This is a genomic window from Ornithinibacillus xuwenensis, assembly GCF_039614845.1.
GTDB lineage: Bacteria > Bacillota > Bacilli > Bacillales > Amphibacillaceae > Ornithinibacillus > Ornithinibacillus xuwenensis.
On record NZ_JBDIML010000008.1, the window covers coordinates 1 to 23630 of the forward strand.

Below are 23630 nucleotides of genomic sequence, written 5' to 3' on the forward strand. Positions count from 1 at the left end.
GACTTCCCATCACTTCGAGTGAGTAAGATCCCTCAGAGACGATGAGGTTGATAGGTCCGAGGTGGAAGCGTGGTGACACGTGGAGCTGACGGATACTAATCGATCGAGGACTTAACTAACACTTTTTTGAGTCGTTTGTGTTGCTTATTTAGTTTTCAGGGTATAAATCCAATTGAATATTGGAGGTTCTGTTCATTATTTGTTCAGAATAACATCCCTTTGTCTGGTGACGATGGCGAAGAGGCCACACCTGTTCCCATACCGAACACAGCAGTTAAGCTCTTCAGCGCCGATGGTAGTTGGGGCATTGCCCCTGCGAGAGTAGGACGTTGCCAGGCAAATTTTTTGTATAAAATTTCAATTACAACATAAACTAAAGTTGTAATTAGGAGTAACCCTAAAATATATGTAGTCTAGACAATGTAGGGTTCAGGTATATAAACAAATACTATTATTCCACAGTAGCTCAGTGGTAGAGCAATCGGCTGTTAACCGATCGGTCGTAGGTTCGAGTCCTACCTGTGGAGCCATTTTTGCGTTTTACTACAAAATGCTTCCATAGCTCAGTCGGTAGAGCACTACCATGGTAAGGTAGGGGTCAGCGGTTCAAGTCCGCTTGGAAGCTCTCTTTTAAAATTCGATATATAGGCTTTTACTCCTATTAGAGTGGAAGCCTATTTTTATGTTTCCTAATTTGCAGCGAACATTATTATTTTCGGAGTTTGACCAAGCTATCAAATGAGTGAATAGCTATTGTTATACCAAGAGTTTTTCTGAAACACTTCCATAATTTTTAACTACCTTCATTAGTTTAGTGTATTTTAGTATCATGTATAATACTAAGTTTAAAGCCCAGCTGTAGGAACAGTTGGGCTTATTTTGATACGCTCAGTTTTTTAATAAATTTAGTTAGCCAATAGGATAAAAATACAACCCCTAAATCGATGAGGAAAACGTATAATTCATTCATACCTCGATTAAAGTCAACTAATCCCATTATTAATTCAAGAGATGCAAATCCAAAGGAAAATAATGCACTAACAAGAATGGTGAACAGGTAAAAGTTTTTGTTGTGATTTAAACAATACTGGTATACAAGCATAAAGCCTACAGGAAGAACAGATGACGTTAAACTAAAAGCAAATGGCAACAAAGGAATTAAGAAATATGTATGTACGAATAATGTAGTTGAGCCTAATACCGTATCGATGTATGTCCACATCATATGAACAGAAAAACCAAAAAATAATATTTCGAAAACCCTAGTTCTATCGATAGTAACGTATAATATAATTAGTGGAACAATTAATAATGCCAATACAAACCAGAATTGCCATGAATCGATATTGGAGAATTCTTTCCAATAGGATATCAATGAAGCGTTTTGATCGATACTTTTTTCATAAATATCATTCAACATTAAGCTTCTATCCATTTATTTTCCTCCTATAGTTTTTTAGAATCAGTTCCTGTATAGTTTGTAACAAACTTAATACTCTATACTACTAGTGTGAATCTAATAATAATTTTTAGCTTGAAATGTAAGTTGTTTTTCCTCTTGGAATAGGTTAAAAAACTACATAAAAGCAAAAAAATCCCCACTCAGTAGAGTAGAGATTTGAATTTCTGCAAGGCGGCTTCACTTTTTCTTGATACTTGTTTTGTTAACAGAGTTAAATAGTACTAACAATAAGCATAAGAGTTACATACAAATGCAACTCAGCTTACGTGAAAAAAGTGATTTATTTAACTTTATGCCATATTCGGCTAAATAATCGAGTGATGCCGTATTGTAGTAAGAATACGAATAACCCAACTAGACATAGATTTACATAATACCATAGCCCATTACCCAGTAAGTTAAGTGGGGTATTTGCTGAAGGTGCTCTTGCTAAAAACAAGAAATTAGCATTTGCCAAAGGGTTCATGATAAAGCCTATGATACCGGCATAACATAATAAATAGAGATAAGATTCTAGAGTCTTTTTCAGTGTTAAGGCAAACGGATTTGCGATAACGAGATAAATGCTAGCCCAAGATAAGAGAACATGATGTAAAAAGAATTGCCAAAATCGAAAATGTGGATAACCGTGATGTAACTCCGGTGTAATGATTGCTAAGAAAGATGGTATGATTCCAATAAAAAAGATGATTTGAATTAATTTCTTGTTCCTTGTATAAAGTGTGAGTATGGCGATTATTCCAGCTATGCTACATAATTGAAAAGGCAGGAACTCAGCAGGGTTCCACGAACCATTCACAATTCCCCAAGTTTGGTAGCTTAGCTCAGAAAGAATGAGACTGCTAAATAATCCCCAGCGTAATATCGTGTTTAATAATGACTTATTTCTTAATTTAGTTGAATAGATTACTAGAAATAATAAACCAATTATGTAGATGAAGATAATAACAAGATGATACTTTCCGAACACGTTAAATGGTTCTACAATGTTACTTCCAAACCAATCATTCATGTGTATCCCCCCGCAGGAATTCAATAGAGTAAAAGGACGCTTACTATTACTAGCAAGCGCCTAAAATGACAATTATACTATTCATCAACCACCCATTATATGGTAGCCAGAATCAACATGTAAAACTTCTCCTGTTACACCTCTTGAAAGATCACTTAAAAAGAATAGTGTTGCATCTCCAACTTGATCTTGATCAACATTTCGACGTAATGGAGCTTTCTCTTCCACAATTCCCATTTTCTCATTAAAGCCAGATACACCTTTAGCCGCTAGCGTGCGAATAGGGCCTGCTGACACGGCATTTACGCGAATGCCATGCTTTCCTACATCTTCTGCTAAATACCTTACACTAGCTTCTAATGATGCTTTGGCAACACCCATTACATTGTAGTTTGGTATTACTCGTTCAGCTCCAAGATAAGTTTGGGTAACGATGCATCCGCCCTCCGTCATTAACGGTTTTGCGGCTTTCGTTACAGCAACTAGAGAAAATGCACTAATATTTTGCGCCAATAGAAAACCATCTCGGGATGTATCAGCAAACTCACCTTTTAGATCGTCACGATCTGCAAATGCAACAGCATGTACTAGTCCGTGAATTACACCGACTTTTTCTTTTATTTCATGAAAAGCTTTTGTAATACTTTCATCATCAGCAACATCGCAAGATACAATGAGTTTCGCTTCAATATTATTCTGATCTAATAATTTCACTAACTTGTTATAGGATCTTTCTTGTCTATTCGTAAAAATCATATTCGCGCCAGCATTGTGTAATGATTTTGTTATTCCCCAAGCAATACTTCGCTCATTTGCAACACCCATTACAACAATATTTTTATTTTTTAATAGTTCCGTCATTTTGAACCTCCATTTTATGATTAACTATTAGTACCTTATTCTAATTTATCATTTTTTAAACTAAAAACCAATTTTTTTCAATAAATTTATTAATCTTTGGGCATTGATAACCTTATGAGGACGGGATTTTATAGGCTGCAATAAAATTTTTAAAAAAAATATCGATTTTCTCTTTACAAAGGGTTTAAATCTGTATATAATAAAATTCGTTGACTGCAAGACAAGTTATTAATTCCTAGTTTATTGGCCCGTTGGTCAAGCGGTTAAGACACCGCCCTTTCACGGCGGTAACACGGGTTCGAATCCCGTACGGGTCACCATATGGAGGATTAGCTCAGCTGGGAGAGCACCTGCCTTACAAGCAGGGGGTCACAGGTTCGAGCCCTGTATCCTCCACCATTACCATGCCGGCCTAGCTCAATTGGTAGAGCAACTGACTTGTAATCAGTAGGTTGGGGGTTCAAGTCCTCTGGCCGGCACCATTTTTATGTATAAAATACAAGAAAATAACTACACTAAATACGGAGGGGTAGCGAAGTGGCTAAACGCGGCGGACTGTAAATCCGCTCCCTCGGGTTCGGCAGTTCGAATCTGCCCCCCTCCACCATTTAGATTATTGGGCTATAGCCAAGCGGTAAGGCAACGGGTTTTGGTCCCGTGATTCCCAGGTTCGAATCCTGGTAGCCCAGCTTTTTTTATTTTTACGAGATGTTTTATACATATTTTTTGAGCCATTAGCTCAGTCGGTAGAGCAAACCGCTAGCATCTTTGAATCTTCTACTATGTGCAGGTTTGCGAGGAGTGCTACTTCACTGAATGATCTTGCAACACGACGAGCATCTTTGGAGAATTACTTCTACCGAATACACCACGGGTAACCCCGAACCATTCAATTTTATGAATTTTCTGGAAGCTGCTGGTGTCATGTAAACAATATTGATTTTTGAATCATTTCACGAGCCATTAGCTCAGTCGGTAGAGCATCTGACTTTTAATCAGAGGGTCGAAGGTTCGAATCCTTCATGGCTCATCAATAAAATAGCGCAAATAAAAACAAGGTTGTTATGTGTAGCAACCTTGTTTTTATTTGCATTTTAAACGTTTTTTTAACATAATAGATAGAGTAATTCTTTTTATAATAGGAAGAATTTAGCGCTATAAATAATAATAACTTTTACTTATAAATAGATAATATAAAGGGATGGTTGGTATGAGATCTTCTAGGATTCCTGGTTTTTATAAGAAATCAGTTGAAGAAAGAAAAGCGTTATTAAGTCAGACACTTGATCTATCAGCAGAAGATATAAAAGCATTGGATTCAGATGGTGTATTACCAGTCGAAACCGCTGATAAAATGATTGAGAATGTTGTCGGGACTTTTCAACTTCCTTTAGGATTAGGATTGAACTTTTTAATTAACGGGAAAGAATATATCATACCTATGGCAATTGAAGAACCATCCGTTGTAGCTTCTGCTAGTCATATTGCAAAGATAGTACGTGATGCTGGGGGATTTACTACAGAAGCATCAGAAAGAATTATGATTGGCCAAATCCAAGTTGTCGGGTGTGCTGATTACGCAGTAGCTAAACAGGCATTATTAGAAGCGAAGCAGGATTTAATTGATGCAGCAAATGCAGCTTATCCAAGTATTGTGGCTAGAGGTGGCGGTTCACAGGACCTGGATGTTCGAATATTAAACGATTCCCCGAATTCTGATTACGGAAAGATGCTTGTATTACATTTATATATCGATACTTGTGATGCAATGGGGGCAAACATTGTTAATACAATGGTTGAATCCTTAGCACCAACGGTGGAAAAGTTGACCTCTGGAAAAGTTTACTTACGTATACTATCTAATCTCGCTGATCGTTGTGTCGCTCGGGCTAAATGTGTAATCCCCCCTAAATTATTGGTTACTGGCGAATATTCTGGTGAAGAGGTTAGAGATGGCGTGGTTCATGCCTTTGAATTCGCAGATTCTGATCCTTATCGTGCTGTTACCCATAATAAAGGAATCATGAATGGAATCGACCCTGTAGTAATTGCAACAGGAAATGATTGGCGAGCTGTGGAAGCTGGAGCACATGCATATGCAGCTCGTTATGGAAGCTATCGCTCCATGACAAAATGGTATGTAGATGCGGAAGGTAATCTCGTTGGAGAATTAGAGTTACCAATGTCAATTGGTACTGTAGGCGGAGCCATCCGAGTACATCCAGTTTCACAACTAGCGCATAAGATATTACATGTAGAATCAGCTTCAGAGCTTGCACAAGTAATTGTTTCTGTAGGTTTAGCACAAAACCTTGGTGCTTTAAAGGCACTCGTGACAGATGGCATTCAAAAAGGCCATATGGCATTGCATTCACGTTCTGTTGCTATAGCTGCAGGCGCAACTGGGGAGATGATTGATATTATAGCTGAACAATTAGTGAAAGAAAAAGAAATCCGTGTAGGTAAAGCTAAAGAATTGGTGGAACAATATACAAAATGAGTGCAGAAAAGGTAACCATAACAGATAATTATATAACGACTGAAAAAACCGGAATCGGAGTTGCGCATAGTAAACTAATATTGATTGGCGAGCATGCAGTTGTACACGGGCAACCTGCAATAGCAATTCCCTTTCCTTTGGTAGGTGTAGAATCGGTAATTGAGCATCGAACTGGACCTATTAAGTTTGATAGCACTTTTTACCAAGGTACGATGGATTCTGCCCCCTTGGCGTTAGAAGGAATCGTCAATAGTATTCATTCTACGCTAAGCTATCTAGGTCTTCCTAAAAGGGATATGATTATACGAGTTAAATCGTCCATACCTCCTGGAAAAGGACTGGGATCAAGTGCTTCGGTTGCGATTGCAATTATAAGGTCTCTCTTTGCATATGCAGAAGTGGAATATTCAGAGAAAGAATTATTAAAATTTGCCAATATAGCTGAAAAATTTGCTCATGGATCACCAAGTGGAATTGATACATTGACAATTACTTCCGAATCGCCAGTTTGGTTTGAGAAGGAACATCCAATAAGCTTTATAAGACCGAATGAAGACTTTCATTTCATTGTGGCTGATTCCGGTCGAATTGGTGATACTCGATCAGCGGTTGAATCTGTTGCTCATTTATTAAAGAAGGCTCCGAAAAAAATACAAGCAAAAATCGAAAGAATTGGTGAGCTTACACATCTTGTTAAACATGCATTGGAAAAAGCGGGAAAGAACTTATTGGGGCAAATGCTAAATGAGGCTCAAAAGGAATTAGCTGCTCTTGGTGTAAGTGATGACGGTTTAGATCGATTGATTAATTTTGCTCGAAAAGAAGGAGCACTCGGTGCGAAGTTAACAGGTGGCGGTAATGGTGGCTGTATTATTGCCTTAGCCAAAAATGAGATACACTCAAGACAACTCGCTGAGAAGTTAAAAGAGTTCGGTGCACATGCTGTTTGGCCATTTGTGCTAAGAAAGCAGGATTAATAAACAGTATGTGAAAAGGGGAACCATAATGAAAGCAATAGCAAAGGCACATACAAATATTGCATTAATAAAATATTGGGGAAAACGGAATGAAGCGTTGATTCTCCCAACCAATAACAGTCTATCGTTAACATTAGATGGATTTTACACCTCTACTCGAGTCGTGTTTAAAGAAGATTTACAAAAGGATACCTTCTTATTAAATGGCACGCGTATTGAAGGGGAACAATATAATCGAGTTACGCAATTTCTTGATTTAGTTCGTAATCTAGCACAGAAGAATATCTACGCAGAGGTTGAGTCTATCAATGCGGTCCCAACAGCTGCAGGATTTGCTTCCTCGGCCTCTGGTTTTGCTGCACTTGCTGCTGCTTCCAGCAAGGCAATTGGATTAGAGTTATCGGATTCAGAACTATCTCGCCTTACTCGCCAGGGCTCTGGGTCAGCATGTCGCTCGATATTCGGTGGGTTTGCAGAATGGCAGCAAGGGGAAAAAGCGGATGGTTCAGATTCATATGCTGTCCCGATTGCCCCGCAAAACCACTGGGATCTTCGCGTTGCTGCAGTTGTTCTCTCGGCAAAAATGAAAAAAGTATCCAGTAGGGCAGGGATGAAGAGAACGGTAGAGACTTCTCCCTTTTTTAAAGGCTGGATTGAAAGTATTCCTAGTGAGATTGACGCAATTAAACAAGGTATTTTAGATCGCGACTTTGAAAAGGTAGGAGAAATTGCCGAAGCAAACTGCCTAAAGATGCATGCAACAACCTTAGGTGCTAACCCTCCTTTTACGTATTGGTTAGATTCGACTATGTCGGTTATGCAATCTGTTCAGGCATTAAGAGCATCTGGTATTCCTGCCTACTTCACAATTGATGCTGGACCAAATGTGAAGGTTCTTTATCTTCCTGAACATGAAGAAGAAGTTCAACAAACACTTCGAAGTATACCGGGAGTGGATGATGTAAAATTGAGCTGTGCAGGGCAAGGTATAACCTATTTAGGGGATGACGAATTTGTCTAACTCTTCCTTAACGATACAAGTGCCTGGAAAATTAATGATGGCTGGTGAGTTTGCGGTCTTGGAACCGTATCAACAGCTAGCTGTTATGGCTGTTAATCGTTTTGTATATGTAGATATCCAAGAAAGTAAAACCAATCGTATATCATTAGAAAAATTTATGCTTCGTGATTTAAGCTGGGAATATCAACAAAATCAAGTTAGGATTGCAACAACAGATAGCAGGGTGAATTTTGTTGAAGAGGCGATGTCGGTCGCATGTATGTATTTGCAGGAAAATAAGTATCCTTTAAAACATCTTTCCCTCCGTATAAGAAGTGAATTAGATGATAAAGATTCAGGGAAAAAATATGGACTGGGCTCGAGTGCGGCAGTAGTTGTAGGTGTCATAACAGCAGTTTTACAAATGCATGTAAAAGAAAAACCGGATCCACAACTAGTGTTTAAGTTAGCGTCTATCTCGCATGTAAGAGCACAAGGAAATGGGTCTGGAGCAGATGTTGCTGCTTCAGCTTATGGTGGGATATTGCACTATTCCTCTTTTCAAGCTGAATGGCTAAGAGAACAGTATCATCATAATGAATTTATTTCCAATCTAGTCGATAGCAACTGGCAATTCCTTTCGGTTAGACCAATGAAACTTCCGAGTGATATTTATCTTTGCATCGGTTGGACAGGTAGTCCTGCATCAACAGGAAATCTTGTTAAACAAATAATAAGCTTGAAGGAAAGTAAGCCGTTAAAGTTCCAGGAATTTTTACATAGTAGTGAGGAAGCGGTTACGAACATTATGACTGGAATAGAAAATGAGAATAAATCCTTATTGTTTAAAGGTATTAAACAAAATAGAACGGCATTAGTAACAGTAGGAAAAGAGGCGCAAACGGAATTAGAAACCCCAATGATAAAAAAATTATGTGATTTAGCTGAACAACATGGAGGGGCAGCAAAGCAATCAGGAGCCGGAGGCGGTGACTGTGGAATCGCTTTTATGCCATCACCAGAAAGCGCTAAAGCGTTAGAGGAAGCTTGGCGTCAAGAAGGAATCATCCCGTTAGATCTTCTTCCGTACCCTAATGGAGCTAAGGCCATATAGAGTAGGTATCGTCTCGGATGACGGTGCCTATTTTAGATTTAACACAATCTGAATCGATGTATAAATATTCAAAAAGTTGTCGAGTTGAGTCGTTCAAATAAAGTAAGGTACAATAAATGTTGGAGGTGGCGGTAAATTATGAAAAATAAAATTTCTTTAATTGGTGTCCCAATGGATTTAGGTCAAAGTCGTCGTGGGGTAGATATGGGGCCAAGTGCACTCCGTTATGCTGGAGCAATTGAGAAGATAGAGAGCTTAGAATATGACATACATGATCTGGGGGACATAGCAATAAATCGTCCCGCAACTACTGTGGATAAAGAAAGTAATTTAAAAAACTTAGAGCAAGTTATAGAGGCAAATGAAACGCTAGCTAGAATGGTGGATGAAGAGATTCAAAAGGATCGATTTCCACTAATAGTAGGTGGGGATCATAGCATCGCAATCGGTAGCTTAGCTGGTATATCCAAGCATTATAAGAATCTTGGTGTCATCTGGTATGATGCGCATGGAGACTTGAATACGAGTGAAACATCACCATCTGGTAATATTCACGGAATGCCACTAGCGGTTAGTCTAGGTATAGGTGATGAGAGATTAACGAATCTATTTGGATATGCACCAAAGGTTAAACCAGAAAATATCGTAATTATTGGCGCTCGTTCATTAGATCCTGGTGAAAGAGAATTAATTCGAGAAAAAGGAATTAAGGTTTATACCATGCATGAGATTGACCGAATGGGAATGTCTGCAGTAATGGAAGAAGCGATTCATTATTTGAAGGAAAATACAGACGGAGTTCATCTCAGCCTTGATTTGGACGGGTTAGATCCTACAGAAGCTCCAGGTGTTGGAACACCGGTCTTAGGAGGCATGACATATCGCGAAAGTCATTTAGCGATGGAAATGTTATCTGACTCTGAACTAATTACGTCATTTGAAGTTGTAGAGGTAAATCCAATATTAGATGAAAAAAATAAAACAGCTACATTAGCTGTTGGATTAATGGGTTCTTTATTTGGCGAGAAGCTTAAATAAATCCAAAAAATAAAAAGGCATTAATGTTAAATTGATGTCTTTTTATTATTAATTATTCGTCATATTATTCATTCGATACTCATTTAATAGATGATCTAACTTTTTACTTTTTTCTACGATTACTTCCGAGTTTAATTTATGTGTATCACTAAGTGCAATCATCTCTTTGCGACATTGCTCTATCTTTTGCAAAAGCTTATCCATACGATATTCCCCCTATTACATTACATTAAACTATAATACCCGAATAAATTATTATTTTGCAACACTAAATTAAGAAAAATACATATTTTTTAGCTATAATGCGTTATAATGGAATGGAAAATGTTTACTATTTAATTTATTTATAAAAATTCGCCTAAATTTATAAAAAAAGTGAAACCTTTTTTGATGTAATTCGTAAGGTTTAATACCGCATTAAGCGGAGGTACAAGAGATGGAATTAATGATCAGAGAGAAAATCAAACAAGTAAAAAAAGGGAATCAAGCTGCATATGAAGATGTGGTGATGTTTTATCAAGATAAAATATATCAACATTGTCTAAGAATGCTCGGGAATACGCACGAAGCAGAGGATATTGCTCAGGAAGCCTTTATACGTGCGTATGTCAACATCCACTCCTACGATGATCGTAGAAAGTTTTCAACTTGGTTATATCGTATCGCGACGAATCTGACGATAGACCGGTTACGTAAACGAAAACCTGACTATTATCTTGATGCTGAAGTAAAAGGGACAGACGGCTTAGATATGTATTCGCAACTAGCTGCAGATGATAGACTTCCTGATGATGAACTAGAGGGAAGGGAACTTCAGTCATATATTCAAAAACAAATAGCAGAGCTTCCTCCTAAATACCGCGGTATCATTATGTTACGCTATTTAGAAGACTTTTCCCTTCAGGAGATTAGTGATATATTAGATATTCCAATAGGGACGGTTAAAACAAGAATTCATCGAGGTAGGGAAGCATTACGTAAAAAGCTTCGTCATGTTTAAAAGGAGTGAATCCAATTGGATTGTAATAAAGAAGCATTGAGTTTGATGCATAAACATTTAGATGGAGACATCACAAGAGAAGAAGAGTCCAGTCTAAAGACCCATCTTGAAGGGTGTTTGGAATGTCAAAAACATCTTCATGAATTAAAAAGAACCATCACATTAATTCAAAGTACAGAAAGTGTTAAGACACCTGATGATTTTACGCAGAAGGTAATGCAACAGTTACCAATCGAGAAAAAGCATGTGAAATATTTAAGATGGTTTAGAATGCATCCAGCCCTTACGGCGGCTGCGATATTTTTCATCTTTATGTTTACAGGACTGTTCTCGGCGTGGGAACAAGGTACAAAATTAACGGTTTCGAATCCAGATAATTTAATTATCAAAGGTGATACCGTTATTGTACCTGAGGGCGTAACAGTTAAAGGAGACTTAGTTGTTCACAATGGTAATTTGAAAATTGATGGTGTTGTTGATGGAAACGTAACATTAATTAATGGAACGTTAATTGATGAGGATGGCTTAGATAGTGATGGCTTAATGGCATCGGTCGGCGAGGTCAATGGTGAATTAAAGGAAGTAGATCGAATCTTTGAGTGGGTTTGGTACCATATTCAAAATCTGTTTAAAGGAATATTTTCTATCGGTGAGTAAAAAACCTGGTTTAGTGGCCAGGTTTTTGTTCATGTTAAATAATAAGTAAAATTTTAATCAATGAATGTTCGGTATAAATTCGGACGGGCTAAGTAACGAATAATCATGCAAATTATGATATAATAGATACGGTATTTTTTATTTGGAAGAGAAATTGATGTAAAGAAGGAAGTGCAGACATGCCGAATGGGGATTTTACTTTTGTGGACCTACTCAGAATAGGCGTTGATATAGGTCTCGTCTGGTATGTTTTATATAAATTAATCATGTTAATTCGAGGCACAAAGGCGATTCAGCTATTAAAAGGTATCGTCGTTGTTTTTGTGGTACGTCTATTAAGTATATTATTTGAACTGAAAACGTTAATGTGGGCGACTGATCAGATAATTAGATGGGGATTTCTTGTTATTTTCATCTTATTCCAACCAGAGCTCAGAAGAGCATTAGAGCAAATCGGTCGTGGAAACCTCTTCTCAAGAGGCTCCAGATCCGAAGAAGAAAAGTTTGAGAAAATGATTACAGACATTGTTCATTCCTGTAATTACATGGCGAAGCGTCGTATCGGTGCTTTGATTACAATCGAACGTGAAACAGGTATTGGAGAATACATAGAAACAGGGATACCTATTAACGGTAAACTAACACATCAGCTATTAACCAATATCTTTACACCGAATACGCCACTCCATGATGGTGCAGTTATTATTAAAGAAGATGAAATTGTTGCAGCTGCATGCTATCTACCTTTATCCGAAAGTCCTTTTATTTCCAAAGAACTTGGAACAAGACACCGAGCGGCAATGGGTATAAGTGAAGTAACTGATGCTTTAACCATTGTTGTTTCTGAGGAGACTGGTAGTGTCTCTGGAACCAAGAATGGTGAGCTCCGTAGGGATTTAAGTCAAGACGGATTACGAGACTTTTTGCTTGAAAACTTATCTCCAACTCATAGAACTTCCGAGAAAAAGACTTGGAAGCTAGGAGGGAAAAAGAATGGATAATTGGTTTAGAAGCAAATGGTTTATCCGGGGACTTTCTTTAGGGTTTGCAATTTTGTTATATGTATTTGTCTCCATTGAGGAAGCAGATACTGCCAATGACAGTTCCATACCTTTTTCTGTTTTGTTTGGTGGGTCCTCAGAGACAAAGGTAATTGAAGATGTTCCATTAGGAATTCGAATAGATAGTGAAAAATATGTCGTTAGTGGTGTGCCAGAAACAGTTAAAATCACCTTGGAAGGACCATCAAGTGAATTGACGCCAACGGTTGAACAGCAGAACTTTGAGATGTTTGTCGATTTACGAGATCTAAAAGAAGGCGAACACGAGGTGGAAATTCAGTATGAGGGTATTTCAGATAAGCTAGGTGTCTATGTAGAACCAAAAACGATTAATGTCATTATTGAAGAACGAGCTTCGAATGAATTTGATGTTAGTGTCGATTTCATTAATGAGGATAAACTTCCGGAAGGCTATGAGGTATCTGATTATGAGTTGAATACAGATACCGTCACGATTACCAGCTCGGAGGAAGTTATCGATCGAATTGCGATTGTAAAAGTATTTGTTGATTTAACAGGGGTAACCGAATCAATCAAGAATAGAGAGATTCCTGTCAATGTCTATGACAGTCAAGGTAATGAGCTAGGCGTAATCGTAGAACCAGCTACAATTGTTGTATCTGCTACCATTGATAATCCAAGTAAGAAGGTTCCGGTGAGTGTAGCCACAACGGGTGAGTTACCGGAAGGATATACGATTAAATCAATGGTACCATCTGTCGAGGAAGCTGAGGTATTTGCGATAACAGAGATTTTGGAGAGCTTAGAAGAGGTAAAAACAGAACCAATCGATCTGTCTGAGTTATCTGAATCAGGAACGATGAAAGTTGGCTTAGCTTTGCCAGAAAGAGTACAAGCCCCAGGTGTTGAGGAAATCGAAGTGGAAGTAGTACTGGAGCAAACAAAGTCTATTGATGATGTAACCATTGAGGTGGACAACCTAGGCAGTGGTCAATCCGTTAGTTTTATTGAACCGGATGACCCGCAAATAAGTATATCCGTCACGGGAAATGAACAAGATGTTAAGGAATTAAGTGCAGAGGACTTTCGGGTCTTTGTAGATGCTGACGGACTAGATACTGGTGAACATACCGTGCCGATAACAATTGAAGGTCCGGAAAATGTTACGTATAGCGCGAACATTAAGGAAGTAACGATTGAGATAGAAGAATCTTAATAGAACGAATATATGGTGAATCGTACTTAAATAACGTCCAGATACAGGATGTAAAGGAGAGGTACAAAAATGGGTAAATATTTTGGAACAGATGGTGTAAGAGGAGTAGCAAATAAGGAACTAACGCCTGAACTAGCATTTAAATTAGGGAGATTTGGCGGCTATGTTTTAACAAAGGAAACAACAAAACCTAGAGTGTTAATTGGCCGTGATACACGTATTTCCGGGAATATGCTAGAAGGAGCTTTAGTAGCCGGTCTCTTATCCATTGGTGCTGAAGTTATGCGACTTGGAGTTATTTCAACACCTGGTGTTGCTTATCTAACAAAAGCAACAAGTGCACAAGCTGGGGTTATGATTTCGGCATCTCACAATCCTGTTGCAGATAATGGAATTAAGTTTTTTGGACCAGATGGTTTTAAATTACTAGATGCCCAGGAAGAAGAAATAGAACGACTACTCGATCAAGAGGACAACCTACCAAGACCAGTAGGTGCTGACATCGGTGTAGTTGCAGATTATTTTGAAGCGGGTCATAAATACCTTTCTTTCCTAAAGGAATCAATCGATAATGATTTTGAAGGAATCAGTATTGCGCTTGATTGTGCACATGGAGCTACGTCTGGCCTAGCTACTCATTTGTTTGCAGATTTAGAAGCTGATTTATATACAATTGGTGCATCTCCAGATGGCCTCAATATTAATGATGGAGTAGGTTCTACTCATCCGGAAACACTACAGGCTTTCGTTGTGGAAAAGGGAGCAGACATTGGGCTAGCCTTTGATGGAGACGGCGATAGATTAATTGCTGTTGATGAAAAAGGAAACATTGTTGACGGCGATCAGATTATGTTTATATGTGCGAAATATATGAACGATAAAGGATTCCTACGTCATAACACGGTAGTTTCAACTGTAATGAGTAATATTGGATTCTATAAAGCGATAGAAGAAAATGGCATGCGTAGCGATAAAACAGCAGTTGGGGACCGGTATGTCATGGAAGAAATGCGAAGAGGTGGCTACAATCTAGGTGGGGAACAATCTGGTCATATTATCTTCTTAGATTATAGTACGACTGGAGATGGGATGCTCTCAGCTATTCAGTTAGTGAATGTCATGAAGGAGACTGGTAAACCTTTATCAGAGCTTGCTAGCGAAATGACAGTTTTTCCACAAGTGCTAAAGAACGTTCGCGTTACCGATAAAGAGAAAGCATTAAACGATCCTACCATTAACCAAGAAATTGAAAAGGTAGAAGAAGCTTTAGGAAGTAATGGACGTGTTCTAGTAAGACCATCTGGTACAGAACCACTTGTACGTGTAATGGTTGAAGCGCCATCAAAAGAAGAGTGCGTAAAGTACACCGATCAAATTGCAAATCTAATCGAAGATTTATTAGGTATAAAGGAATAAAGGAATAAAGGAACTGCTCTCAAAGGGAGCGGTTTTTTTTATGGAAATCTGCATACCAGCTTAATGCATACTTTCAAAAAAATCAGTCTGGAGTCGTAGTTAAAAACCAACCTCCGACTATTCTAATAAAACCTTGTACTTCGTATAATGGAAGAAAGGTTCTTAAGCTGTCAGAAAATAGTGAAATACGCTATACTTAACGTATAAGTATAATTTTTCTAACAGCTTAGATTATACAAAAAATTTAAGGGGGAAAATGTGATGCTAAATTTTTCAAAACCAACCGTTGAACAATTTTTGCGTACGTATGTGATATCTGATTTTGCTGTAAGCCGAGATGAGAAACGACTCATTTTTAACACGAATTTAAATGGCAAAATGAATTTATGGGCAATGGATTTGCCAGGTACGTTTCCTTACCTATTTGCGCAAAAGGATCAATCAACCAACTTTATTAAATTCGATCCAGAAAATCGCTATGTTTTAACGGGATATGATCATGATGGCGATGAAAATTATCAAATCTATGCCGTTCCGAGTGAGGGTGGTATACCACAAGCATTAATAACTGGAGACCCTTCTGAAAAATATTACTTTGCACACCTTAGTAAAGATGGGAATCGAGTCTATTATTTAACGTCTGAAGGGAATTCTAACTTTCTAAATACACGTGTTCGAAATCTTGAGGATAACTCCGATACACTTGTTAACGAAGGTGAGAAGGGTCCAACCTATCTTGCGGCAGTATCAGAAGGTGAAGATGTTTTCGTTTATATGCGACTGTTAGCAAATACATATATACAGTTGTTTGTAAAAGATGGCGAGGAGATGGTTAGCTTAACGCCAGATCCTGAGAAAGTACATGTTGCAAGTAGTCCTATTTTTGTTGGAGAAAATGACATTTATTTTACGACAAACTATGAAAGTGAATATACTTATGTTGCAAAATATAATTTGACATCAAAATCTTTTGAAGCGGTTGTGAGCATTGATAATGAAAGTGTCAATGATCTAAAATACGACAAAGAAAATAATGTCTTGTATTTGGTAACCGAAAAAGGTGTAACCGATGTGTTGTATCGCTATGACTTAGGAACTGAAAAGCTTGATAGGCTAACGGCACCGGTTGATGTAATTGAGAATTTGGTTGTTACAAAAGCAGGAAATCTTTATCTTTTAGGTAGAAGTGCTACTAAACCATTTAACATTTTCAAATCAACGGACGGTTCAGCTTGGGATAGTTTAACAAATAGTCGTGTTCTTGGTGTTAGTGAAGCGGAAATGGTAGAGCCTGAGGTTGTAACCTATCAATCATTTGATGATATGGAAATCGAGGCATTACTATTTAGAGCAAACCCTGATAATGATAATGGTCACACTATTTTCTGGCCACATGGTGGTCCACAGGCTTCTGAGCGTAAAATGTTCCGTGCCATGTTCCAAAGTGCATTAAATCGCGGATATACAATTTTTGCTCCTAACTTCCGTGGAAGTACAGGCTATGGTTCATCGTTTGTGAAGTTAGTGGAACAGGACTGGGGACATGGCCCGAGACTTGACTGTGTAGCAGGAATTGAATGGTTATTTGAAAATAATATTACCGACCGCGAGAAATTATTCTTAGTTGGTGGCAGCTATGGTGGATATATGTCACTATTATTACATGGTCGTCATCCAGAGTATTTCAAAGCTGTTGTGGATATCTTTGGTCCTTCCGACTTATTCACATTCGTAAATTCTGTACCACCACATTGGAAGCCAATGATGGAACGATGGGTTGGTGATCCTGAACGTGATAAAGAGCGCTTTATCAAGGATTCTCCAATTACGTATCTGGATACAATGGTGAAACCAATGCTAGTAATTCAAGGTGCAAAAGATCCACGTGTTGTAAAAGAAGAATCTGACCAAATCGTTGCAAAGCTAAAAGAAAAAGGCCGCAATGTTGAATACCTTGTTTTAGAGGATGAAGGTCACGGGTTTTCTAAGAAAGAAAACGAAATAAAAGTATATAATATGATGCTTGATTTCTTAGAAAAGCATCAAGGATAAGGCGTTAAGGCACATGGAATTATATTTCCATGTGCTTTTCATATTAATGAGACTTAAGAAACAGCGTAACTTCGAATGGATGTAACACGTAATGAAATAGAGGATGGATGGGAAAGCAGTGTTTATTTAGGATATATTTCAGAAAAAAATTGCAGACAAAATATTGTCAGAAAGGCTTTCATAGTGGAAAAATGAACGATTGAAGTGTTTTTCCATATACTAATAACATCCCAGAAGCTATTTAATAATTGCCAGAATGAGTATTATCGAGTAAAATGAGTTGGTACCATTTAGAAGGCCTTAATTTGGCAAAAATAGGGTACAGATTATAAACATTAGAAAGGAGGATAGCGGTAAATACTAATAAAGCGCCAGGACTATTTTCTGAACGGGAAAAGGAAAGTAGTTGACGAGGTGAAGGTTATCGAATTTTTCGGCGGGTACCTTCCGATTGTACACTCCAATCGTATTGCTTTTTTCACAAAACAACAGGGTGACCTGTTGCACAAAGGATGAAGGCAGAGTGTGAACATAACACGAGAAAGGGGCATCAAAACGCCCCAAAGAAAGCAATATTCCTTTCGTTCGGTCGTTTGTTGCCCCTTAACCATGAGGAGGAACACAACGAAATGTGTGGAATTGTAGGATATATAGGACAACAGGATTCAAAAGAGGTTTTATTAAACGGATTAGAAAAATTAGAATATCGTGGCTATGACTCAGCTGGTATCGCATTATTAAATGAAAGTGGCGTCAATCTTTTCAAAGTAAAGGGCCGTATTGCAACCCTTAAAGAAACAGTCGATAACAATGTTCATGCAACAATGGGTATCGGTCATACACGCTGGGCAACACATGGTGAGCCAAGTGAAGAGAACGCACATCCTCACCAAAGTAATTCAGGAAGATTTACTCTTGTTCATAACGGGGTTATTGAGAACTATCAAGACCTTAAAAGGGAATATCTTCAAGGTGTTACGTTCCATAGTGAAACAGACACCGAAGTAGTTGTTCAGTTAATTGAAAAGCTTTATGAAAAAACGCAAAACACACTAGAAAGCTTCCGCCAAGCGATGGAGCTACTTAAAGGTTCTTATGCAATCGCGATGATTGATAATGAAGATCCAGATACATTATATGTATCTAAAAATAAGAGTCCATTATTAGTTGGTTTAGGTGAAGGGTTTAATGTTGTCGCTAGTGATGCGATGGCAACATTAAAGGTTACAGACCAATATCTTGAAATTCATGATAAAGAAATTGTAATTGTTAACCGTGAGTCTGTTTCCATTCAAAAGCTTGATGGGACAGTTTTAGAACGTAATCCTTACACTGCACAAATTGATGCAAGTGATATTGAAAAAGGTACGTACCCACACTTTATGCTTAAAGAAATTGATGAGCAACCGATCGTCATGCGTAAAATCATTAAAGAATATCAAAATGAGAACAATGAATTAAAGCTTGATGAGGAAATCCGTGCTGCAATGAAAGCTGCAGACCGCATTTACATCATTGCTGCCGGAACTAGCTATCATGCTGGTTTAGTTGGTAAAGAATTCATTGAGAAACTAGCTAAAATACCTGTTGAAGTTCATGTAGCAAGTGAATTTTCTTATAATATGCCGTTGCTATCAGAGAAACCATTATTTATCTTCATTTCACAAAGTGGTGAAACAGCTGATAGCCGTGCAGTACTAGTAAAAATAAAAGAAATGGGACATCCAGCACTTACCATTACAAATGTGCCAGGATCCACCCTTTCTCGTGAAGCGGATTACACCTTGCATTTATATGCTGGTCCTGAAATTGCTGTTGCATCAACAAAAGCATATACGGCACAAATTGCAGTATTAGCAATATTAGCAGTTGATACTGCCAGAGCAAAAGGATTAGAGTTAGACTTTGACCCAATGCAAGAGCTAGCAATTGTAGCCAATGCAATGGATGTTTTAACTGCTCAAAAGGAAGAAATCGAGCAATTAGCAAGAGATTATTTATCAACTACACGCAATGCATTCTTCATTGGTCGTAGTGCTGACTTTAATGTGTCCTTAGAGGGTTCATTAAAGCTTAAAGAAATCTCCTATATCCAAGCAGAAGGTTTTGCTGGTGGAGAATTAAAGCACGGAACCATTGCATTAATTGAAAAAGGAACACCTGTCATTGCTCTTGCAACACAGGAAAATGTGAACTATTCCATCCGTGGAAATGTTCAAGAAGTTGTAGCACGTGGAGCAAATGCTTTAATCGTCAGCATGAAAGGTCTCGAACAAGATGATGATGCGTTTGTATTACCGAAAGTGCATGAACTTTTAACACCTCTTGCAAGTGTGGTTCCATTACAATTACTTGCTTACTATGCAGCATTACACCGTGGCTGTGATGTGGATAAACCAAGAAACTTAGCGAAAAGCGTTACAGTAGAATAAGAAAAAAAGAAGTACATAGCATATGCTGTGTACTTCTTTTTATCCAGTAACATTAAAGTTGGTAAATTTCAATTAAGTAATTACAGAAAACCCTCTATCCTTAAATAGGAACAGAGGGTTTTTTATGGTTACATTAGAGTGTTTGGATAACGAACACTTTTTGAGTGTTAATTGTTGAGGAACTATTTGAACTAAGAATTGAATATGTATGTTAACATACATATAACATTTAGAATATTAAGTACTTCAACTAACGGTGCAGTTTAGTTGAAAAAGTGAATCTGTATGTGACTTTTAGATACACATTTATAATGTCATGGTATAAAATTTTTTACAAAAGGATGATTGTCATGAAAAAGGCAGAGAAAACAGCCTCCTAAAATCAAATGAAAATTTTAGGAGGCGTTGAAAATGAAATTCAATATAATTGAACGTGAAAATTGGTATCGAAAAGAGTATTTTGAACACTATTTACAACAACAAACAACATTCAGTATAACGAATGAAATAAATATTACTATTCTTATGAAAAACTTAAAGAGAAAGAATTATAAGTTATATCCTGCGTTTATTTTTATGATTACAAAAATAGTTAATTCCCATCGAGAATTTAGAACCAGTTTTAACTCAGAAGGAAATTTAGGTTATTGGACAGAGATTTTGCCTTCTTATATAATTTTTGACAAGAAGACATTCACATTTTCTAGCATCTGGTCACTAAATTTAACTAGGTTTTCTGAGTTTCATTCTCAATATGAAAAAGATGTCGAAAAATACATTGGTACCAGTAGTTTATTTCCAAAGACTCCAATACCAGAAAATAATATTCCTATATCTATGATTCCTTGGAGTTCTTTTACAGCATTTAATTTAAATATTAATAATGGTGGAGATTTTCTTTTACCAATTATAACTGGAGGTAAATATTTACAAGGAAAAGGGGAATTATTTTTACCTGTCTCGTTACAAATTCATCATGCTGTTTGTGATGGTTATCATGCTAGTGTTTTTATGAATGATTTTCAAAGACTTGCTGATGAAAGTGCAGACTGGCTCTAGTTGTTCATTGGAGAAAATATCTATAAGGGGAACTGTTAAATCAGTACCCTTATAGAAATACCAACAAAGTTTGTGAATAAATGTACTTAAATTTTAAGGTACGTTAATCCAAGAAGGATTAACACTATTTTATGAAGAAGTTATTGTGTTATAGGCAGGGCAAGAGAGTTAGATAATAAATGAAGGGGATAGGTATGATAACGTTTGTCAAAAGTGATATAAATCAAATATATGTTGAGCAGAAAATCTTCAATTCTAACACTGAATATAATTCGATAGCATTTAATAAAAAGCATTTAGAAAACAAGGACATATTAGATCAATATTCTGAATCGGAAAAGTTAAAAACAGAAAGATATTTAGTAAGTAAAGATGAAAGCATTATCGGGATATTAGAATACGGAATGTCAAGCCCGCGTGCAAAAAAACCTTGGTTAAGTTTGCTTATAATAGATAACCGGTATCAGGGGCAGGGATATGCAAAAGAAACGTATTACGCTTATGAAAATCTAATGAAGGATAAACAAGTTGAAAGTATCCAAATCGCAGTTCACGCTATTAACAAAAAAGCGTTAAATTTTTGGACTACTTTAGGTTTCGAAAAATATGATGAAAGATTATTTGAAGGTAATCATTATTACAGTCTTGAAAAACAATTATAATAAAAAAATTCTTCCACTAACGAGTGCAAAAGTTTAACAAGGCGATCATAATTGATCGTCTTTTTTCTATTGAAAATTCCTAATTTTATATTTGGTATATTGTGTTAGTATTTAGATAGAATTTATCAAGCTAACGGGGCAGATATGACTGTAAATCAAATTTGTGAAATTACAAATGTGTCTAGGGCCTCATTATACAGAAAGCTATCGTAAAGGAACAGTTGATGAGTTATACCAAAAATCGGAAATATATAATAGAATATATATTTCATATAGAGGTGGAATTATATGCCTAAAATTGACAATATGTTAGCAATTCTATGGATGCTTCGTTCAGGTGAAAAAATTACTGCAAAACAAATTTCAGAAAAGTTAGAGATGAATATAAGGACTGTGTATCGTTATATTGATACAATTTCAACAAGTGGCGTACCTATAATTTCAGAACCAGGACATAACGGTGGATATACTTTATTGAACAATTTTATTGATGCTCCTCTTTTTTTTGATTTTGAGGAGCAAACTTCACTATTTCACGCTGCTGTTTTTGCAGAAGAAGCCGGATATTATGGAGGTGAAGCACTTAATAGGGCCATTTCAAAACTAAGTAAATACTCAAATCAAGAGCAGCAAACAAAGATAAACCAACATTTAACTAGTCTTGAAGTAATAAGTCGATTAAGTTCACTCTCTATAGAACCTTTTTTGAAGGAGTTGGAGCAGGCCTTAGCTGACGGGTACGCAGTAAAAATTCTTTACCATAAAAGTGGCGAAAAGCAATTAAATTATAGATTGGTCGATCCGTACAGAATTATATATTGGAATAATAAGTGGTATGTGATTGGATTTTGTCATCTTAGGAATGATATCCGTAGTTTTAGAGTTGATCGAATTGAAAGTCTAATGCTAACGGAAAATAAATTTAACAGGCCAGAAAATTTTTCAGCACGTGACTATTTTATAAAAAATCTTCTTCCAACTATAGAAGATAAGGAAGAGATTATTTCTTTGGTTATTAGTGGGGATAAAAGTGTATTGGCTGATATTTGCCAACATTGGTTTTTAGGACATTATTTACAAGAACAGACTTCAAATCAAGCAGTTTTTCTTCTTGAAAAAGATATGATACATACATATGTACCTTATTTACTTCTACCGTACAATAAATCTCTTAAAGTTATTGAGCCAATAAGTCTTAAGGAAAGACTGGTTGAAGTTTTGTCGGAATTAATAAAATATCATCAAATTTAATAACTTCCCTGACGCTAGGTGTCAGGGAAGTTATGTTATATTTGGCTATATTAAATGTGATTGGAGTGTTATTGGATGCAAACAAAAAAAGTTTTTCTATATGTATTTAATACAATGTCGGACTGGGAATATGGATATTTAACTGCTGAACTAAACTCAGGAAGATATTTCAAAAAAGATTTAGCACCTTTAAAAGTAATTACAGTAGGAGCTAATAAAGAAATGATTACTACGATGGGAGGACTGAGCATAAAACCAGATATTTCCCTTGACGAATGTATTCTTGAGAGTAAAGATCTTTTAATTTTACCAGGAGGTACTACTTGGAGTGAAAAAATTCATCAACCTATCTTGGAGAGAGTTGGCCAAGCTTTAAAGATTGGTACTATTGTTGCTGCAATTTGTGGTGCAACTGATGCCCTCGCGAATATGGGATACTTGGATACTAGAAAGCATACAAGTAATAACTTAGAATATACCAAAATGGTATGTCCTAACTATAAAGGAGAAAAATTCTATGAGTTGGGATCTGCGGTATCTGATGCGAATTTAGTTACTGCACCAGGAATAGCTCCTCTGGAATTTGCAATGGAGGTACTGAAAAAAATAGATGTATTTACACCAGATGCATTACATTCATGGTATAACCTAAATAAGACTCATAAACCTGAATACTTCTTCCAGTTAATGAATTCAATAAATAAATGAAACAACTAAAAAGCTCAATTTCTCTATTTTGATTTGCAGAGAAGTTGGGCTTTTTAATTTGGAATTCCCTTATCGTTGTAAATCCGCATTTTCCTGACGCTACCCCTAATAATCGAATCAAGAATACAAAATAAATTAGAGTATTCTATGCTTTCCTTAAAAGTGGTGGAAATTTACCAACTTTAACGTAA

General features: G+C 36.9%; 20 protein-coding genes, 8 tRNA genes, 2 rRNA genes and 1 pseudogene. 27 read left to right on the forward strand and 4 right to left on the reverse strand.

Annotated elements, in window-relative coordinates; translation table 11 throughout:
- The 4 genes from ABC228_RS16935 to ABC228_RS16950 form a co-directional block, all read left to right on the forward strand.
- Positions 1–119 (forward strand): 23S ribosomal RNA (locus tag ABC228_RS16935); the annotation flags it as partial.
- A 103-nt stretch (positions 120–222) separates the two neighbouring features.
- A 5S ribosomal RNA gene (gene rrf / locus ABC228_RS16940) occupies positions 223–338 on the forward strand.
- 117 nt (positions 339–455) lie between these two features.
- Positions 456–530: transfer RNA gene (locus ABC228_RS16945), tRNA-Asn, on the forward strand.
- Positions 531–552: 22 nt separating this feature from the next.
- Positions 553–625: transfer RNA gene (locus ABC228_RS16950), tRNA-Thr, on the forward strand.
- Positions 626–874: 249 nt separating this feature from the next.
- On the opposite strand, the gene ABC228_RS16955 is transcribed toward ABC228_RS16950, so the two are convergent.
- The 3 genes from ABC228_RS16955 to fabI form a co-directional block, all read right to left on the reverse strand.
- The gene (locus tag ABC228_RS16955; RefSeq protein ID WP_345826368.1) at positions 875–1435 is read right to left on the reverse strand and encodes a hypothetical protein; all 561 of its coding nucleotides are present in this window, start codon (positions 1433–1435) and stop codon (positions 875–877) included.
- A gap of 307 nt (positions 1436–1742) precedes the next feature.
- A complete protein-coding gene (locus tag ABC228_RS16960) occupies positions 1743–2474 on the reverse strand; it encodes a YwaF family protein (RefSeq protein ID WP_345826369.1) in 732 nt (243 codons plus the stop codon).
- A gap of 84 nt (positions 2475–2558) precedes the next feature.
- Positions 2559–3335, reverse strand: a complete 777-nt coding sequence (gene fabI / locus ABC228_RS16965) for an enoyl-ACP reductase FabI (protein ID WP_345826370.1) — start codon at positions 3333–3335, stop codon at positions 2559–2561.
- A 245-nt stretch (positions 3336–3580) separates the two neighbouring features.
- Here fabI and ABC228_RS16970 point away from each other — a divergent pair.
- The 11 genes from ABC228_RS16970 to rocF all read left to right on the forward strand — a co-directional run bounded on the left by ABC228_RS16970 (position 3581) and on the right by rocF (position 9964).
- Positions 3581–3655, forward strand: a tRNA-Glu gene (locus tag ABC228_RS16970).
- Positions 3656–3658: 3 nt separating this feature from the next.
- Positions 3659–3734 (forward strand) — tRNA-Val (locus ABC228_RS16975).
- A gap of 7 nt (positions 3735–3741) precedes the next feature.
- Positions 3742–3817, forward strand: a tRNA-Thr gene (locus ABC228_RS16980).
- 41 nt (positions 3818–3858) lie between these two features.
- Positions 3859–3942: transfer RNA gene (locus ABC228_RS16985), tRNA-Tyr, on the forward strand.
- A gap of 10 nt (positions 3943–3952) precedes the next feature.
- Positions 3953–4024 (forward strand) — tRNA-Gln (locus ABC228_RS16990).
- A gap of 268 nt (positions 4025–4292) precedes the next feature.
- Positions 4293–4365: transfer RNA gene (locus ABC228_RS16995), tRNA-Lys, on the forward strand.
- A gap of 180 nt (positions 4366–4545) precedes the next feature.
- On the forward strand, positions 4546–5835 hold the full coding sequence (locus ABC228_RS17000; protein WP_345826371.1) for a hydroxymethylglutaryl-CoA reductase, degradative: 1290 nt from the start codon (positions 4546–4548) through the stop codon (positions 5833–5835).
- The gene (gene mvk / locus ABC228_RS17005) at positions 5832–6812 is read left to right on the forward strand and encodes a mevalonate kinase (RefSeq protein ID WP_345826372.1); all 981 of its coding nucleotides are present in this window, start codon (positions 5832–5834) and stop codon (positions 6810–6812) included. Before ABC228_RS17000 ends, mvk begins: the two co-directional genes overlap by 4 nt.
- Before the next feature lie 28 nt (positions 6813–6840).
- Positions 6841–7833, forward strand: coding sequence for a diphosphomevalonate decarboxylase (gene mvaD / locus ABC228_RS17010; RefSeq protein ID WP_345826373.1), 993 nt, complete (start codon positions 6841–6843; stop codon positions 7831–7833).
- Positions 7817–8926, forward strand: coding sequence for a phosphomevalonate kinase (locus ABC228_RS17015; RefSeq protein WP_345826374.1), 1110 nt, complete (start codon positions 7817–7819; stop codon positions 8924–8926). Before mvaD ends, ABC228_RS17015 begins: the two co-directional genes overlap by 17 nt.
- 138 nt (positions 8927–9064) lie before the next feature.
- Entirely contained in the window at positions 9065–9964 is a 900-nt protein-coding gene (gene rocF, locus ABC228_RS17020) for an arginase (RefSeq protein WP_345826375.1), read from the forward strand.
- A 48-nt stretch (positions 9965–10012) separates the two neighbouring features.
- Here the strand turns inward: rocF and ABC228_RS17025 are convergent, their stop codons facing one another.
- A complete protein-coding gene (locus ABC228_RS17025; RefSeq protein ID WP_345826376.1) occupies positions 10013–10168 on the reverse strand; it encodes an aspartyl-phosphate phosphatase Spo0E family protein in 156 nt (51 codons plus the stop codon).
- A gap of 232 nt (positions 10169–10400) precedes the next feature.
- On the opposite strand from ABC228_RS17025, the gene sigW reads away from it, so the two are divergent.
- From sigW to ABC228_RS17085, 12 genes and pseudogenes are all read left to right on the forward strand, one after another.
- Positions 10401–10964 carry an RNA polymerase sigma factor SigW gene (sigW, locus tag ABC228_RS17030; protein ID WP_345826377.1) on the forward strand — a complete coding sequence of 188 codons (564 nt, stop codon included), beginning with the start codon at positions 10401–10403 and terminating at the stop codon, positions 10962–10964.
- 15 nt (positions 10965–10979) lie between these two features.
- On the forward strand, positions 10980–11621 hold the full coding sequence (locus ABC228_RS17035) for a zf-HC2 domain-containing protein (RefSeq protein ID WP_345826378.1): 642 nt from the start codon (positions 10980–10982) through the stop codon (positions 11619–11621).
- 179 nt (positions 11622–11800) lie between these two features.
- Positions 11801–12622 carry a diadenylate cyclase CdaA gene (cdaA, locus tag ABC228_RS17040; protein WP_345826379.1) on the forward strand — a complete coding sequence of 274 codons (822 nt, stop codon included), beginning with the start codon at positions 11801–11803 and terminating at the stop codon, positions 12620–12622.
- Positions 12615–13859, forward strand: a complete 1245-nt coding sequence (locus ABC228_RS17045; RefSeq protein WP_345826380.1) for a CdaR family protein — start codon at positions 12615–12617, stop codon at positions 13857–13859. The genes cdaA and ABC228_RS17045 overlap by 8 nt, the downstream gene beginning before the upstream one ends.
- A 69-nt stretch (positions 13860–13928) precedes the next feature.
- Positions 13929–15275: a phosphoglucosamine mutase gene (gene glmM, locus ABC228_RS17050; protein WP_345826381.1), complete on the forward strand. Its 1347-nt coding sequence runs from the start codon at positions 13929–13931 to the stop codon at positions 15273–15275.
- Between the two features lie 261 nt (positions 15276–15536).
- The gene (locus ABC228_RS17055) at positions 15537–17327 is read left to right on the forward strand and encodes a S9 family peptidase (RefSeq protein ID WP_345826382.1); all 1791 of its coding nucleotides are present in this window, start codon (positions 15537–15539) and stop codon (positions 17325–17327) included.
- 629 nt (positions 17328–17956) lie between these two features.
- The gene (gene glmS, locus ABC228_RS17060) at positions 17957–19759 is read left to right on the forward strand and encodes a glutamine--fructose-6-phosphate transaminase (isomerizing) (protein WP_345826383.1); all 1803 of its coding nucleotides are present in this window, start codon (positions 17957–17959) and stop codon (positions 19757–19759) included.
- Between the two features lie 411 nt (positions 19760–20170).
- Positions 20171–20818 carry a type A chloramphenicol O-acetyltransferase gene (catA, locus tag ABC228_RS17065; protein ID WP_345826384.1) on the forward strand — a complete coding sequence of 216 codons (648 nt, stop codon included), beginning with the start codon at positions 20171–20173 and terminating at the stop codon, positions 20816–20818.
- A gap of 194 nt (positions 20819–21012) precedes the next feature.
- On the forward strand, positions 21013–21480 hold the full coding sequence (locus ABC228_RS17070; protein WP_345826385.1) for a GNAT family N-acetyltransferase: 468 nt from the start codon (positions 21013–21015) through the stop codon (positions 21478–21480).
- Between the two features lie 141 nt (positions 21481–21621).
- Positions 21622–21693 (forward strand): annotated as a pseudogene (locus tag ABC228_RS17075) (helix-turn-helix domain-containing protein); the annotation flags it as partial.
- 75 nt (positions 21694–21768) lie between these two features.
- Positions 21769–22731, forward strand: coding sequence for a helix-turn-helix transcriptional regulator (locus ABC228_RS17080; RefSeq protein ID WP_345826386.1), 963 nt, complete (start codon positions 21769–21771; stop codon positions 22729–22731).
- A 75-nt stretch (positions 22732–22806) separates the two neighbouring features.
- Entirely contained in the window at positions 22807–23439 is a 633-nt protein-coding gene (locus tag ABC228_RS17085) for a type 1 glutamine amidotransferase family protein (protein ID WP_345826387.1), read from the forward strand.
- Positions 23440–23630: the final 191 nt, after the last annotated feature.

What these genes read in the sequence shown, in the direction of transcription:
- ABC228_RS16955 (WP_345826368.1), bottom strand. Translation starts at nt 1,435, where the DNA reads ATGGATAGAAGCTTAATGTTGAATGATATTTATGAAAAAAGTATCGAT.
- ABC228_RS16960 (WP_345826369.1), bottom strand. Translation starts at nt 2,474, where the DNA reads ATGAATGATTGGTTTGGAAGTAACATTGTAGAACCATTTAACGTGTTC.
- fabI (WP_345826370.1), bottom strand. Translation starts at nt 3,335, where the DNA reads ATGACGGAACTATTAAAAAATAAAAATATTGTTGTAATGGGTGTTGCA.
- ABC228_RS17000 (WP_345826371.1), top strand. Translation starts at nt 4,546, where the DNA reads ATGAGATCTTCTAGGATTCCTGGTTTTTATAAGAAATCAGTTGAAGAA.
- mvk (WP_345826372.1), top strand. Translation starts at nt 5,832, where the DNA reads ATGAGTGCAGAAAAGGTAACCATAACAGATAATTATATAACGACTGAA.
- mvaD (WP_345826373.1), top strand. Translation starts at nt 6,841, where the DNA reads ATGAAAGCAATAGCAAAGGCACATACAAATATTGCATTAATAAAATAT.
- ABC228_RS17015 (WP_345826374.1), top strand. Translation starts at nt 7,817, where the DNA reads ATGACGAATTTGTCTAACTCTTCCTTAACGATACAAGTGCCTGGAAAA.
- rocF (WP_345826375.1), top strand. Translation starts at nt 9,065, where the DNA reads ATGAAAAATAAAATTTCTTTAATTGGTGTCCCAATGGATTTAGGTCAA.
- ABC228_RS17025 (WP_345826376.1), bottom strand. Translation starts at nt 10,168, where the DNA reads ATGGATAAGCTTTTGCAAAAGATAGAGCAATGTCGCAAAGAGATGATT.
- sigW (WP_345826377.1), top strand. Translation starts at nt 10,401, where the DNA reads ATGGAATTAATGATCAGAGAGAAAATCAAACAAGTAAAAAAAGGGAAT.
- cdaA (WP_345826379.1), top strand. Translation starts at nt 11,801, where the DNA reads ATGCCGAATGGGGATTTTACTTTTGTGGACCTACTCAGAATAGGCGTT.
- ABC228_RS17045 (WP_345826380.1), top strand. Translation starts at nt 12,615, where the DNA reads ATGGATAATTGGTTTAGAAGCAAATGGTTTATCCGGGGACTTTCTTTA.
- glmM (WP_345826381.1), top strand. Translation starts at nt 13,929, where the DNA reads ATGGGTAAATATTTTGGAACAGATGGTGTAAGAGGAGTAGCAAATAAG.
- ABC228_RS17055 (WP_345826382.1), top strand. Translation starts at nt 15,537, where the DNA reads ATGCTAAATTTTTCAAAACCAACCGTTGAACAATTTTTGCGTACGTAT.
- glmS (WP_345826383.1), top strand. Translation starts at nt 17,957, where the DNA reads ATGTGTGGAATTGTAGGATATATAGGACAACAGGATTCAAAAGAGGTT.
- catA (WP_345826384.1), top strand. Translation starts at nt 20,171, where the DNA reads ATGAAATTCAATATAATTGAACGTGAAAATTGGTATCGAAAAGAGTAT.
- ABC228_RS17070 (WP_345826385.1), top strand. Translation starts at nt 21,013, where the DNA reads ATGATAACGTTTGTCAAAAGTGATATAAATCAAATATATGTTGAGCAG.
- ABC228_RS17080 (WP_345826386.1), top strand. Translation starts at nt 21,769, where the DNA reads ATGCCTAAAATTGACAATATGTTAGCAATTCTATGGATGCTTCGTTCA.
- ABC228_RS17085 (WP_345826387.1), top strand. Translation starts at nt 22,807, where the DNA reads ATGCAAACAAAAAAAGTTTTTCTATATGTATTTAATACAATGTCGGAC.